The sequence below is a fragment of the Lysobacter sp. TAB13 genome (genome assembly GCF_052113885.1).
In the GTDB taxonomy this organism is placed as follows: Bacteria; Pseudomonadota; Gammaproteobacteria; order Xanthomonadales; family Xanthomonadaceae; genus Lysobacter; species Lysobacter gummosus.
The window spans coordinates 322,162-337,838 of the sequence record NZ_JBFRDR010000003.1 but is presented as its reverse complement, the minus strand read 5'-3'; the positions used below and the strand labels follow the sequence as shown (position 1 = coordinate 337,838).

Genomic DNA, 15,677 nt, shown 5'->3' with positions numbered 1-15,677 from the left:
GCATTGCTGTACGGCGGCCGCGTAGTCGTCGTGCCGTCGTTGTGTGCGCGTTCGCCATCGGAGTTCTACGACCTGCTGGTGCGCGAAGGCGTGACAGTGCTGAACCAGACCCCGAGCGCGTTCCGCGCCCTGATCGCGGCGCAGAGCGAGCACGAGCACCAACTGCGCACGATCGTATTCGGCGGCGAAGCCTTGGAGCTGAGCACGCTCACACCGTGGCTACAGCGCAACCCGACATCGCGCACGCAACTCATCAACATGTACGGCATCACCGAAATCACGGTGCATGCCACCTACCGACCGATCACCGAAGCCGATGTAGCGACACCGCGCGGCAGCCCGATCGGCCAAGCCATCGCCGACCTGCGTCTGTACGTGCTGGACGGGCAGGGCGAACCGGTGCCGGTGGGCGTGACCGGCGAGTTGTACGTCGCCGGTGCCGGCGTCGCACGCGGCTATTTGAACCGCGGAGAACTGACCGCGCAGCGTTTCCTGCCGGATCGATTCGACCCCGATCCGCAGGCAAGGATGTACAAGACCGGCGACCTGGGCCGTTGGCTGGCCGACGGCACGATCGAATACCTGGGCCGCAACGACTTCCAGGTCAAAATCCGCGGCTTCCGCATCGAACTGGGCGAGATCGAGGCCAAGCTGGCCGCCTGCGAGGGCGTGCGCGACGCCGTGGTGATCGCACGCGAAGACACCCCAGGCGACAAGCGCCTGGTGGCCTACGCGGTCATGGAGCCCGGCGTCGAATTGTCGGTCGCCACACTACGCGAGTCGCTGTCGAAAGACCTGGCCGAATACATGGTCCCGAGCGCATTCGTCGCCCTGGACTCGTTGCCGCTGACCACCAACGGCAAGCTGGATCGGCAAGCGCTACCCGCGCCGGACCAAGCAGCTGTATCCCAACGCGAGTACGAAGAACCGCAAGGCGAGACGGAAACCGCAATCGCCGAGGTATGGCAAGAGCTTCTGGGCCTGGACCGCGTCGGCCGCCACGACCATTTCTTCGAACTGGGCGGCCACTCGTTGCTGGTGATCGGCCTGATCGAACGCTTGCGTCAGCGCGGCTTGAATACCGACGTCCGCACCGTGTTCACCGTGCCCGTGCTCGGCGCCTTCGCCGAGCGCGTGCTGACCCAGGCCACGCCGACGCCCGACCGCATCGCCGACAACGTCATCGATAGCCATACCCGCCGGATCACGCCCGACTTGCTGCCGCTGGTCGATCTCACCCAGGAACAGATCGACGCCATCGTCGCGTCGGTGCCGGGCGGGACCGGCAACGTCCAGGACATCTATCCGCTGGGTCCGTTGCAGGAAGGCATCCTGTTCCATCACCTGATCGAGAGCGAGCGGCCGGGCGATGCGTATCTGATGCGTTCGCTGATCGCCTTCGACAGCCGCGAGCGGGTGGATTCGTTCGTCGATGCGCTGCAGCAGGTGATCGCGCGTCACGACATCCTGCGCAGCGCGCCGCGCTGGCAAGGGCTGGCGCGGCCGGTGCAGGTGGTGCACCGCCGCGCGCCGATGCCGGTGGAACTGCTGACCTCGGCCGAAGACCGGCCGGCGATGCAGACGCTGCTGGCGGCCAGCGATCCGACCCGGATCAAGCTGGACCTGGAAAAAGCGCCGTTGCTGCGCGCCTACGTGGTCGAGGACTACGCCACCGGCGAATGGCTGATGGCCTTGTTGAACCACCATCTGGTGGACGACAACTACTCGATGCAGCTGTTGCACAAGGAAGTGAGCTTGATTCTGCAGGGGCAAGAGAATCTTCTTCCGGCGCCGCAGCCATATCGAAACTTCATCGCGCGCACTAACGCCGTCGCCGATTCCGTGCACGAGGCCTATTTCCGCGACAGGCTCGGTGACATAGACGAACCGACCGCGCCGTTCGGAGTGTTGAACGTACAAGGCGGCGATGCGCGCAGCAGTCACGCGCGCATCGATCTGGCCACGCAGTCGGCTACGCGTCTGCGTGAGGCGGCGCGGCAGTGCGGTGTGACGCCAGCGGTGTTGTTCCACGTGGCGTGGGCGCTGGTACTGGGCCGATGCAGCGGTCGCGATGATGTCGTATTCGGTACCGTGCTGTCGGGACGCCTGCAGGGTTCGGAGGCGGCCGATCAGGTCGTGGGCATGTTCATCAACACGCTGCCGATCCGTGTGAGGCTGGGCAAGGTGACATTGGCCGATGCGATCGGCGAAACCTATCGAAGCCTGGGCGAACTGCTCGAACACGAGCAGGCTTCGCTGACCTTAGCTCAACGCTGCAGCGCGGTGGCGCCGCCGTTGCCGTTGTTCACTACGCTGATCAACTACCGTCACAGCCAGATGCTGCAGGGTGCTCGGGGCGAATCCGGCGCGATATGGCAAGGCATCCGGGAGTTGGGCACGGAAGAACGCAGCAACTACCCGCTGGCCCTGAGCGTGGACGATCTTGGCGTAGGTTTCAGTCTCACAGTGCAGGCGATGCACGGCATCGATGCGGCGCGGATCGTCGCTTACCTGGACACGGCGATAACCGGCATTCTGGCGGGACTCGATAGCGGCGCGGGTGAGCTGGTGCATCGCATCGACATCCTGCCGGAGCGTGAGCGCGAGCAGCTGACGCGCGACTTCAATGCCTCCGATAGCGCGGTGAATCCGACCGAAGCGCGTTTGGGACTTATCCACCTCGAATTCGAAGCTCAGGTCGCTCGCACACCGGACGCGCCGGCATTGCGTTTCGGCGAACAGGAACTGAGTTACGCCGAACTGGACAGGCTCGCCAATAAGGTGGCGAACCGTTTGATTTCGACCGGAATCCAGCCTGACGACCGCGTCGCGATCTGCATCGAGCGCGGAGCGGAGATGGTGGTCGGGGTGCTGGGAATTTTGAAGGCAGGAGCCGGCTACGTTCCGTTGGACCCCGCCTATCCGGTTGAACGGCTGGGATACATGATCGGCGATAGCGCTCCTGTCGCATTGCTCACTCAGTCGAGCCTGCGGGCGAAACTACCGCAGACGGCGTGTCCGGTGATGGAGCTGGACGATTCTGCTCTCTGGGAGCACGCGCCGACGCAGGCGCCTGTCGTCGCCGATTTGCGATCGCGTCATCTGGCCTACGTGATCTACACGTCGGGTTCGACCGGCCAACCCAAGGGCGTCATGGTCGAGCACGCTAATGTGCTCAATCTCTGGCGGGAGCTCGATCGCGTCGCGTTCGGCGCGCTGCCGCCGTCGGCGCGGATCGGCCTGAACGCGGCTCTGTCGTTCGATGCTTCGGTCCAGTCGCTGACGCAGTTGCTGTCGGGGCGTTGCGTGGTGTTGATTCCGCAGGATATCCGCGCGTCGGCGTCGGCACTGATCGACTATCTGGATCGGCAGGCGGTCGATGCGTTCGATTGCACTCCGGTGCAGTTGGAACTGATGCTCGCGGAGCGGATGCTGGAGCATGCTGGTTTTCAGCCCCGATGCGTTCTCGTCGGCGGTGAGGCGATCTCGCCGGCTTTGTGGGAACGCTTATCCGCAAGCCCGTCGATCTCGTTCTATAACGTTTACGGCCCGACCGAGTGCACCGTGGACAGCACGATCGCGCGGATAGACGCGAAGTCGCAACCACACATCGGCAAGGCGTTGTCCAATACTCAGGTCTATGTTCTCGATGCGCTTGGCGCGCTGGCTCCGATCGACGTTGCCGGCGAGTTGTATCTCGGCGGCGCGCAGGTGGCGCGCGGGTATTGGAATCGGCCGGAGTTGACCGCCGAGCGGTTCGTGCGCGATCCGTTCAGTGCCGATCCCGACGCGCGGATGTACAAGACCGGCGATCTGGGCCGTTGGCGGGCGGACGGGACGATCGAATACCTGGGGCGCAACGATTTCCAGGTGAAGATCCGCGGGTTCCGTATCGAACTGGGCGAGATCGAAGCGAAACTGGTCACCTGCGAGGGCGTGCGCGAAGCGGTGGTGATCGCGCGTGAAGACTTGCCCGGTGACAAGCGCCTGGTCGCCTACGCAGTTATGGAAACGGGCGTCGAGCTGTCGGTGTCGGCGCTGCGCGACTGCTTGTCGCGCGATCTGGCCGAATACATGGTGCCGAGCGCGTTCGTAGCGCTGGACTCGCTGCCGCTGACGCCGAACGGCAAGCTGGATCGCAAGGCATTGCCGGCGCCGGATCAGGGCGCGGTGCTGAGCCGCGAGTACGAAGCGCCGCAGGGCGATATCGAAAATGCGATCGCTGCGGTGTGGCAGGAAGTGCTGAGTCTGGAGCAGGTCGGGCGTCACGATCACTTCTTCGAGCTCGGCGGACATTCCTTGCTGGCGGTGCAGGTGGCTTCGCGGCTGCGGCAATCGCTGGGTCTGGAGATTCCGCTGCGCGATCTGTTCGCGCGGCCTACGCTGGCGGCATTGGCCTCCGGCTTGCAAGGCAGCAGCGGTGCATCGCAGTCGCCGATCGGTTTGGCCGACCGCGGCGCGGCGTTGCCGCTGTCGTGGGCCCAGCAGCGCCTGTGGTTCCTGGATCAGTTGGATCACTCGGCCGGCGCGGCGTATCACATGCCGGTGGCGCTGCGGCTGAGCGGTGAATTGGATCGCCCGGCGTTGCGCGGCAGCCTGGATCGCATCATCGCCCGCCACGAAAACCTGCGCACGCGTTTCGTCACCGAGGCCGGTGCCGCGATGCAGGTGATCGACTCGCCCGATGTCGGCTTCGCGTTGAGCGAATGCGATCTAAGCGACCTGTCTGCCGATGAGCAGATGGCGTCGGTTGCGGCGCAAAGCCGCGAAGAAGCGCGGGCTGCGTTCGATCTGGCCCAGGGGCCGTTGATTCGCGGTCGCCTGCTGCGACTGAGCGAGCACGAACACGTGCTGCTGGTAACGCAGCATCACATCGTCTCCGACGGCTGGTCGGTCGGCGTGCTGGTGCAGGAAGTCAGCGCGCTGTACGACGCGTTTCGCCAGGGTCAGCCCGATCCGCTGCCGCCGCTGCCGATCCAGTACGCCGACTACGCCGCGTGGCAACGCGGCTGGTTGCAGGGCGAGACTCTGCAGCGTCAAACGACGTATTGGCGCGAGCAACTGCGCGGTGCTCCGGCGGTACTGGAATTGCCGACCGACCGGCCGCGCCCGCCGGTGCAGAGCTATGCCGGCGATCGAGTTCCCGTGCGGCTGTCAAGCGAGCTGAGCGCGCAGTTGCGCAACTTGTCGCAACGTCACGGCGCGACCGTGTTCATGACCTTGCTGGCCGGCTGGTCTGTACTGCTGTCGCGTCTCAGCGGTCAATCCGATGTCGTCGTCGGCAGTCCGGTCGCAAACCGCCAGCGCAGCGAGCTTGAGCCGCTGATCGGCTTCTTCGTCAACACCTTGGCGCTGCGCGTCGATCTGCAGGACGCGGCGAGCGTGGCCGACCTGCTGTCGCGGGTAAAGGCGACAACGTTGGCCGCTTATGAGCATCAGGATCTCCCGTTCGAACAAGTGGTCGAAGCCGTGCAGCCTGCGCGCAGCATGAGCCACAGCCCGCTGTTCCAGGCGATGCTGACCATGAACAACACGCCAGACGGCGGCGGTCTGAACCTGCCGGGGTTGTCGATCGAATCGCTGGACAGCGGCCAGGCGACGACGCACTTCGATCTGGAGCTGTCGTTGAGCGATAACGGCGGGTCCATCGTCGGCGCGCTGCTGTATTCGACGGATTTGTTCGATCGCGCGACCGCGGAACGTTATGTCGCGAGCCTGACCGTACTTCTGCAGAATCTGAGTCAGGAGTCGTCCACGGTAGATGCGTTGCCGTGGTTGCCGGCCGGGGAGCGCGAGCGGGTGGTGGAGGCGTTCAATGCGACCGCCGTGCCGCGTCGTATCGAACTGATCCATCGCGGTTTCGAAGCACAGGTCCGCGGCACGCCGGAAGCGATCGCGCTGGAGTTCGATGGTGCGCGCCTAACTTACGGCGAACTTAATCGACGTGCGAATCGCCTAGCCCATCGGCTGATCGGACTCGGCGTGAAGCCCGATGAACGAGTCGCCATCTGCGTCGAGCGCAGTCTGGAGATGGTGATCGGCCTGCTCGGCACGCTGAAGGCCGGCGGCGCTTACGTGCCGTTGGACCCGAGCTACCCGCGCGATCGGCTGGCCTACATGCTGGAAGACTGCGCGCCGACGGCGGTGTTAATGCATGCGGCTACTCGCGAGTTGCTGCCGGAAGGCGTTACGCCACCGCGTATCGCCTTGGATGCCGACGTGTCGCTGGGTGAACAGAGCGAGCATGATCCCGAGCCTGAGTCGCTCGGGCTGACGCCGCTGCATCTGGCCTACGTGATCTACACCTCGGGTTCGACCGGTCAGCCCAAGGGCGTGATGAACGAGCATCACGCGGTGATGAATCGTCTGGACTGGGGTGTTCAACAGTTTCCGTGGAACGCTTCGGACCGGGTGCTGCAAAAGACGCCGTTCGGCTTCGATGTGTCGGTTTGGGAGTTCTTCCAGCCGCTGCTGTCGGGTGCGACCTTGGTGTTGGCCAAGCCGTTGGGCCATCAGGACCCGGATTATCTGGTCGATCTGATTGAAAGCGCCGGCATCACGGTGGCGCATTTCGTGCCGTCGATGTTGCAGGTGTTTATCGACCGGGCCGATGCGGGCCGCTGCAAGACTTTGAAGCAGCTGTTCTGCAGCGGTGAGGCATTGCCTTACAGCCTGCAGCAACAAGTATTCACCGCCTTGCCCGGGGTAGAACTGCACAATCTGTATGGCCCGACCGAGGCCGCGATTGAGGTGACGTATTGGAACTGCGCGGGGCCGTCGCAACGGCGCGCAGTGCCGATCGGGCGTCCGATAGCGAATACGCAGATGTATGTGCTGGATGCGCGTGGTGAGCCGATGCCGGTTGGGGTCGCAGGCGAGCTGTTTATCGCCGGCGTGCAGGTGGCGCGTGGTTACTGGGATCGTCCGGAACTGACGGCGGAGCGGTTCGTCCGCGATCCGTTCAGCGCCGACCCGCAAGCGCGGATGTACAAGACCGGCGACCTGGGTCGTTGGCTGTCGGACGGCACAATCGAGTACCTGGGGCGCAACGACTTCCAGGTGAAGATTCGTGGGTTCCGCATTGAGTTGGGCGAGATCGAAGCGAAACTGGTCGCCTGCGCCAGCGTACGCGAAGCGGTGGTAATCGCACGCGAAGACGTCGAAGGCGACAAGCGCCTGGTGGCCTATACGGTCATGGAGCCCGGTGCCGAACTGTCGGTGGCGGCGTTGCGCGAGGCATTGTCGAAAGACTTGGCCGAGTACATGGTCCCAAGCGCCTTCGTCGCGCTTGACGCATTGCCGCTAACCCCGAACGGCAAGCTGGATCGCAAGGCGCTGCCGGCGCCGGATCAAGGCGCGGTGCTAAGCCGCGAGTACGAAGCCCCGCAAGGCGAGATCGAAGCAGCCATCGCCGACATCTGGCAAGACCTGCTGGGTATCGAACGAGTCGGCCGCCACGATCACTTCTTCGAACTCGGCGGACATTCGCTGCTGGCCGTGCAGGTCGCATCGCGCCTGCGTCAATCGCTGGGCCTGGAGATTCCGCTGCGCGACCTGTTCTCGCGTCCCACCCCGGCCGCGTTGGCCGCGAGCGTGCAGGGCGCGCAAGCTGCATCGCAGCCGCCGATCACGTTTGCCGACCGCAATGCCGCGTTGCCGCTGTCTTGGGCTCAGCAACGCCTGTGGTTCCTGGATCAGCTCGATCACTCGGCCGGTGCGGCCTATCACATGCCGGTGGCCTTGCAACTGAGCGGCGAACTCGACCGGGCGGCGCTGCAGAACAGCCTGAACAGAATCGTCGCTCGCCACGAAAACCTGCGTACCCGCTTCGTCAGCCAGTCCGGCGCCCCGGTGCAAGTCATCGATCCGGCCGATACTGGCTTCGTTCTGATCGATCACGACCTGAGCGAGCTGACCGCTGACGCGCAAGCCTCGGCTGTAGCGACACAGAGCCGCGAAGAAGCCCGCGCCCCGTTCGATCTGGCCCAGGGCCCGTTGATCCGTGGCCGCCTGCTGCGTCTTAGCGAACACGAACACGTGCTGCTGGTCACCCAGCACCACATCGTCTCCGACGGCTGGTCGATCGGCGTGCTGGTGCAGGAAGTCAGTGCGCTGTACGACGCTTATCGTCAAGGCCAGCCCGATCCGCTGCCGCCGCTACCGATCCAGTACGCCGACTACGCCGCGTGGCAACGCAGCTGGCTGCAGGGCGAGACCCTGCAGCGTCAAACGACGTATTGGCGCGAGCAACTGAGTGGAGCGCCGGCGGTGCTGGAACTGCCGACCGACCGTCCGCGCCCCCCGGTGCAGAGCTATGCCGGCGATCGAGTTGCCGTGCGGCTGTCGAGCGATCTAAGCGCGCAGTTGCGCAGCTTGTCGCAGCGTCACGGCACGACCGTCTTCATGACCCTTCTGGCCGGCTGGTCGGTGCTGCTGTCGCGCATGAGCGGCCAATCCGATGTCGTCGTCGGCAGCCCGGTAGCCAATCGTCAGCGCAGCGAACTCGAACCGCTGATCGGCTTCTTCGTCAATACGCTGGCGCTGCGCGTCGATCTGCAGGACGCGCCGAGCGTGACAGACCTGCTGGCCCAGGTAAAAGCCACGACCCTGGCCGCCTACGAACACCAGGACCTGCCCTTCGAACAAGTGGTCGAAGCCGTGCAGCCGGCGCGCAGCATGAGCCACAGCCCGCTGTTCCAGGCGCTGCTGAGCTTGAACAACACTCCCGACGGCGGCGGCCTGCAACTGCACGGCCTGACCCTGTCGCAACTCGACAGCGGCCAGCAAACCGCGCAGTTCGACCTGACCCTGTCGTTGAACGACAACGGCAACGCCTTGAGCGGCAGCGTCGCCTACGCCAGCGATCTGTTCGACCGCACCACCGTCGAACGGATGATGGATCACTGGACGACCTTGCTGACGGCGATGGTCGCCGACGATTCGGCGTCGGTCGCACGTCTGCCGCTGCTGACGCCGCCGCAGCGGGTGCAGGTGCTGCAGGGCTTCCACGCCCAGGCCCACGGCGACACGCCGCGCCAGTTCGAGCGCGGTGTGATCCATCACGGCTTCGAAGCCCAGGCCGCCCTCACCCCGGATGCACCGGCGGTATCGTACGAGCAACAAACGCTTAGCTACGCCGAACTGGACCGCCGTGCGAATCAGGTCGCGCATCGCTTGATCGAACTGGGCGTCAAACCCGACGACCGCGTCGCGATCTGCGTCGAGCGCAGTCTGGACATGGTGGTCGGCCTGCTCGGCATCCTGAAGGCCGGCGGCGGTTATGTGCCGCTCGACCCGGCGTATCCCGCCGACCGTCTGGCCTACATGCTGGAAGACAGCGCACCGGTGGCGTTGCTAAGCCAATCGGCCTTGAGCGCAAGTCTGCCGTCAGCAACATGCCCGGTTCTGGAACTGGACGATGCAGGCGTTTGGGAACAGGCCCGCACCGACACGCCGTTCGTAAGCAACCTGCAGCCACATCACCTGGCCTACGTGATCTACACCTCCGGCTCAACCGGACAACCCAAGGGCGTGATGGTCGAACACGGCCAGGTCAGCCGCTTGTTCACCTCCACCGACCACTGGTTCGGCTTCAACGAAACCGATGTATGGACGCTGTTCCATTCGTTCGCGTTCGACTTCTCGGTATGGGAACTGTGGGGTGCATTGCTGTACGGCGGTCGCGTAGTCGTCGTGCCGTCGCTGTGCGCACGTTCGCCGGTGGAGTTCTACGAACTGTTGGTGCGCGAAGGCGTGACCGTGCTGAACCAGACCCCGAGCGCGTTCCGCGCCCTGATCGCGGCGCAGAGCGAACACGAGCACCAACTGCGCACGATCGTATTCGGCGGCGAAGCGTTGGAGCTGAGCACGCTCACACCGTGGCTACAGCGCAACCCGACATCGCGCACGCAACTCATCAACATGTACGGCATCACCGAAATCACGGTGCATGCAACGTATAGACCGATCACCGAAGCCGATGTAGCGACACCGCGCGGCAGCCCGATCGGTCAAGCCATCGCCGACCTGCGCCTGTACGTGCTGGACGAGCAGGGTGAACCGGTGCCGGTGGGCGTGACCGGCGAGCTGTACGTCGCAGGCGCCGGCGTCGCACGCGGCTATTTGAACCGCGAAGAACTGACCGCGCAGCGTTTCCTGCCCGATCGATTCGACCCCGATCCGCACGCAAGGATGTACAAGACCGGCGACCTGGGCCGCTGGTTGGCGGACGGCACGATCGAGTACCTGGGCCGCAACGACTTCCAGGTCAAGATCCGCGGTTTCCGCATCGAACTGGGCGAAATCGAGGCCAAACTGGCCGCGTGCGAGGGCGTGCGCGATGCCGTGGTGATCGCACGCGAAGACACGCCGGGCGACAAGCGCCTGGTCGCCTATCTGGTGATGCGCGAAGGCGCGACGTGGTCGGTGCCGGAACTGCGCGATGCCTTGTCGCGCGATCTGGCCGAATACATGGTCCCGAGCGCGTTCGTCGCCCTGGATTCGTTGCCGCTGACGACCAACGGCAAGCTGGATCGGAAAGCGCTACCCGCGCCGGACCAAACAGCTGTATCCCAACGCGAATACGAAGAACCGCAAGGCGAAACGGAAACCGCAATCGCCGAGGTATGGCAGGAACTGCTGGGCCTGGATCGCGTCGGCCGCCACGACCATTTCTTCGAACTCGGCGGTCACTCGTTGCTGGTGATCGGCCTGATCGAACGCTTGCGTCAGCGCGGCTTGAATGCCGACGTCCGCACCGTGTTCACCGTGCCCGTGCTCGGCGCCTTCGCCGAGCGCGTGCTGACCCAGGCCACGCCGACGCTCGACCGCATCGCCGACAACGTCATCGATAGCCATACCCGCCGGATCACGCCCGACTTGCTGCCGCTGGTCGATCTCACCCAGGAACAGATTGACGCCATCGTCGCGTCGGTGCCGGGCGGGACCGGCAACGTCCAGGACATCTATCCGTTGGGGCCGTTGCAGGAAGGCATCCTGTTCCATCACTTGATCGAGAGCGAGCGGCCGGGCGATGCATATCTGATGCGTTCGCTGATCGCCTTCGACAGCCGCGAGCGGGTGGATTCGTTCGTCGATGCGCTGCAGCAGGTGATCGCGCGCCACGACATCCTGCGCAGCGCGCCGCGCTGGCAAGGGCTGGCGCGGCCGGTGCAGGTGGTGCACCGCCGCGCACCGATGCCGGTGGAACTGCTGACCTCGGCCGAAGACCGGCCGGCGATGCAGACGCTGCTGGCCGCCAGCGATCCGACCCGGATCAAGCTGGATCTGGAAAAAGCGCCGCTGCTGCGCGCCTACGTGGTCGAGGACTATGCCACCGGCGAATGGCTGATGGCCTTGTTGAACCACCATCTGGTGGACGACAACTACTCGATGCAACTGCTGCACAAGGAAGTGCGCCTGATCCTGCAAGGCCAGGAGCACCTGTTGACCGCGCCGCAGCCGTATCGCAATTTCATCGCGCGCACTAACGCCGTGCCCGATTCCGTGCACGAGGCCTATTTCCGCGAACGCCTCGGCGACGTGGACGAGCCGACCGCGCCGTTCGGCGTGTTGAACGTGCAGGGCAGCGATGCAGGCGCGCAGGCGCGGATCGATCTGCCGGCGGCGACGGCCAGGCGCGTGCGCGAAGCCGCACGCCAGCAGGGCGTCACCCCGGCGGTGCTGTTCCATGTGGCCTGGGCGCTGGTGCTGAGCCGGTGCAGCGGCCGCGACGACGTGGTGTTCGGCACCGTGTTGTCTGGACGCTTACAGGGCTCGGAAGCGGCCGATCAGGTCGTGGGCATGTTCATCAACACCTTGCCGATCCGCGTGCGCCTGGCCGGGGTGAGTTTGAGCGAGGCGATCGCGCAGGCCTACCGCAGCCTGGGCGAACTGCTCGAACACGAGCAGGCGTCGTTGACCCTCGCGCAGCGCTGCAGCGCGGTAGCGCCGCCGTTGCCCTTGTTCACCACGTTGATCAACTTCCGCCACGCGCAGATGCTGCACGACGCGCAGAGCCCGTCCGCTTCGAACTGGCAAGGCGTGCGCGCGCTCGGCACCGAGGAGCGCAGCAACTACCCGCTGGGCATCTGCGTGGACGACATCGGCGAAGGCTTCAGCCTGACCGCGCAGACCGGCCACGGCATCGACGCGGACAGGATCGTCGCCTATCTGCACACGGCGATGGACAGCATGCTGGCCGCGCTCGACGCTGAGCCGGCGATCGCATTGCAGTCCTTGGAGATCCTGCCGGCGGCCGAGCGCGAACGTTTGCTGATCGAGTTCAACCAGGCTTCGGTGTCGGCCGAGCCGGTGCAAGAGCCGTTCGTGCACCGCATGTTCGAAGCCCAGGTCGCTGCGCGTCCGCATGCGGTCGCGCTGCGCGATGCCGCCGGCGAATGCAGCTACGACGAACTCAATCGCGCCGCCAATCGCCTGGCCCATCAACTGATCGCGCACGGCGCCAGCGGCGGCGCGCGGGTGGCGGTGTTCGGCGAGCGCGGCCGGTCGATGGTGCAAGCCTTCGTCGCCACGCTCAAGGCCGGCGCCGTGTATCTGCCGGTCGATCCGGATTACCCGTCCGAACGTCTGCGCTACATGTTGAGCGACAGCGAGCCGGCCGTGGTGCTGGCCACGCTGGCCAGCCACGGGAAGGTGCGCGAGCTGGGTTATGCCGGGCCGATGTTGATCCTGGACGAAGCCGACGGCGCGATCGCGCGCGAAACCCGCGAACACGATCTGAGCGTGGATGAGCTGGCACTGCGTCCGGAACACCCGGCCTACATGATCTACACCTCCGGCTCCACCGGCCACCCCAAGGCGGCGATCAATCATCACCGCGGCCTGGCCGGGATGGTGAAAGCTTCGGTGGCGACACTCGGAGTCGATCGCGACAGCCGCATGCTGCAGTTCGCCTCGCCGAGTTTCGATGGCAGCGTGTTCGAACTGACCTGCGCCTTGTCCAGCGGCGCGACGGTGTGTCTGGGAACGCGCGAAAGCCTGCGTCCCGGCGCGCCCTTGCTGGAAGCGCTGAACAGTTACGAGATCACTCACGTGGTGTTGCCGTCCTCGGCCCTGCAGGCCTGCGGGGACGACGCACCGGTGCCGACCCGCGTAACGCTGATGCTGGCCGGCGAAGCCTTGCCGCCGGCATTGGCCAAGCGCTGGGCCGCGACGCATCGCGTGTTCAATTTCTACGGCCCCACCGAAACCTCGGTCGCCACGAGCGCGCATCGCTGCGAAACCCGGTTCGAAGGCTCGGTGCCGATCGGCCGTCCGCTATCGCATTGCCGCGTGCACTTGCTCGACGAACATGGCCGTCTGGCGCCGATCGGCGTGCCCGGCGAGTTGTGCATCGGCGGCAGCGGGGTAGGCCTGGGGTATTGGCGGCGCGAGGAATTGAACGAGGAGCGCTTCATCGCCGATCCGTTCGCCGATTCGTTCGCGCAGCAAACCGGGCGTAACGATGTCCGGCTGTACCGCAGCGGCGACATGGCGCGCTGGCGCGAGGACGGCACGATCGAATACCTGGGCCGCAACGATTTCCAGATCAAGCTGCGCGGCTTCCGCATCGAACTGGGCGAGATCGAAGCGCGCCTGTGCGAGATCGAGGGCGTGCGCGAAGCGGCGGTGATCGCCCGCCAGGATCGCCAGGACACGCGCCTGGTCGCCTACGTGGTCGGCGAGGAAGGCGTGGCTCTGGATGCCGCGTTCCTGCGCGAGCGTCTGGCGCAGAAACTGGCCGAGTTCATGCTGCCCAGCGCATTCGTGCCGCTGCCGGCGTTGCCGTTGAACCAGAACGGCAAACTCGACCGCAAGGCGCTGCCGGCGCCGGAGATGGCGGCGTTGCTGTCCAGGGACTACGCCGCGCCGGCCAGCGACAGCGAACGCACGCTGGCGCAGATCTGGAGCGAGCTGCTGGGCGTCGAGCGCGTCGGCCGCCACGACCATTTCTTCGAACTGGGCGGGCACTCGCTGTCGGCGATCAAGCTGGTGTATCTGCTCAAGCAGCGTCTGCAGGCTTCGTTGCCGCTCGCGGCCGTGTTCGCGTCGCCGACCTTGGCGGCGCTGGCCGAAGCGGTGGACGCGGCGCGCGGCAACGATGCGTCGCCGCTGGCGCCGTCGCTGGTGGTGCCGTTGAACGCCGCGAGCGATGCGCCGGCCTTGTTCTGCATTCATCCGATCGGCGGCCAGATCGGCTTCTACCGGCCGCTCGCGCAGCGCCTGCAAGCGCATTGGCGGGTGTATGGCGTGCAGGCGGCGCGCGATGCCGACGCCGATCTGCGGGCGATGGCGCGCGCTTACGCCGACGCCATCCGCGCCGAGCAGGCGCAAGGTCCTTATCGCCTGCTGGGCTGGTCGACCGGCGGCCTGTTCGCCTCGGCCGTCGCCGACGAACTGATCGCGCAGGGCGCGCAGGTCGATTACCTGGGCTGGGTCGATACCCATGCCATGGCCCATCGCGACGGGCTCGACGAGGGCAGGGCATTGACCGAAGCGGCCCTGGCCGAACTGCGCGGCAACGGTTTCGTACTGCGCGAGGCGCCGGCGCAGGGCGCGCGCTCGATCCGCGAACTGCTGCAGATGCCGTTCGATCAGGCCGCGCCGCAGTTGCAGCGTTGGCTGAGCCCGGCGATGAGCGTGGAGACGTTCGAGCACCTCAAGGCGCAGTTGGCGATCACTCAGCGCCATTTGCAGTCGCTGTATGCGCATGAATCGCCGGCGCGCCCGCCGACGCAGGCGTTCTGGGCCGGCAGCGGCGAGGCGGCGACCGCCGCGCAAACCTCCGTGCGCGCACGCAGCACGCATTGGATCGAAGCCGATCACTACGCGATGTTGTCCGAGCCGCACGTGGCCGCGATCGCCGACGCGCTGCAGGCATTCTTCGCCGCAAGGAGCCACGCATGAGCGCTCATGCCCCCACGCCGTGGCTGATCGGCCAGACGCGCCCGCACATCCGCCTGCGCTTGTTCTGCTTCGCCTACGCCGGCGGCAGCGCCTCGGTGTTTCACGGCTGGCAGGCGGCGCTGGACCCGTCGATCGAAGTCTGCGCGGTGCAATTGCCCGGCCGCGGCGCGCGCATGGCCGAAGCGCCGATCGCGTCGATGCCGGCGTTGCTGCAGCAGATCGCACCGTTGATCGCGCGACGCAACGACCGACCGTTCGCGTTCTTCGGACACAGCCTCGGCGCCCTGATCGCGTTCGAACTCGCTCGCTACCTGCGCCTGCACGGCATCAATGGGCCGGCGCGGTTGATCGTCTCCGGTTGCCAGGCGCCGCAGCATCGCAGCCCGTCGAAGCAGTACCACACGCTCGCCGACGATGCGCTCATCGACGTGCTCAGGGACTACAACGGCACGCCGCCGCAGGTGCTGCAAAGCCGCGAGCTGATGGAGCTGGTGCTGCCGACGATCCGCGCCGACTTCTCGCTCGCGGAGAACTACCGCTATCGCACCGGGCCGCTGCTGAACCTGCCGATCAGCGTGTTCGCCGGCGAACGCGACGACAACCGCGGCGAAGGCCAGGTCGATGGCTGGAGCCGCGAAACCAGCCAGGACTGCCGCGTGGTGTGGTTCGACGGCGGTCATTTCTTCATCGATTCGCAGCGATCGCAGGTGCTCGAACAGGTCGATATCGAACTGGCCGAGCTGATCGGACGCATGAGCGCTTGAACCCAC

2 protein-coding genes are annotated in these 15,677 nt (G+C 65.7%); both read left to right on the top strand.

The window, feature by feature from the left end; translation table 11 throughout:
- The first annotated feature begins 3 nt into the window (after nucleotides 1-3).
- A complete protein-coding gene (locus AB4Y92_RS06105; protein ID WP_441818829.1) occupies nucleotides 4-14,907 on the top strand; it encodes an amino acid adenylation domain-containing protein in 14,904 nt (4,967 codons plus the stop codon).
- Nucleotides 14,904-15,671, top strand: a complete 768-nt coding sequence (locus tag AB4Y92_RS06100; RefSeq protein ID WP_441818813.1) for a thioesterase II family protein — start codon at nucleotides 14,904-14,906, stop codon at nucleotides 15,669-15,671. Before AB4Y92_RS06105 ends, AB4Y92_RS06100 begins: the two co-directional genes overlap by 4 nt.
- Nucleotides 15,672-15,677 lie beyond the last annotated feature (6 nt).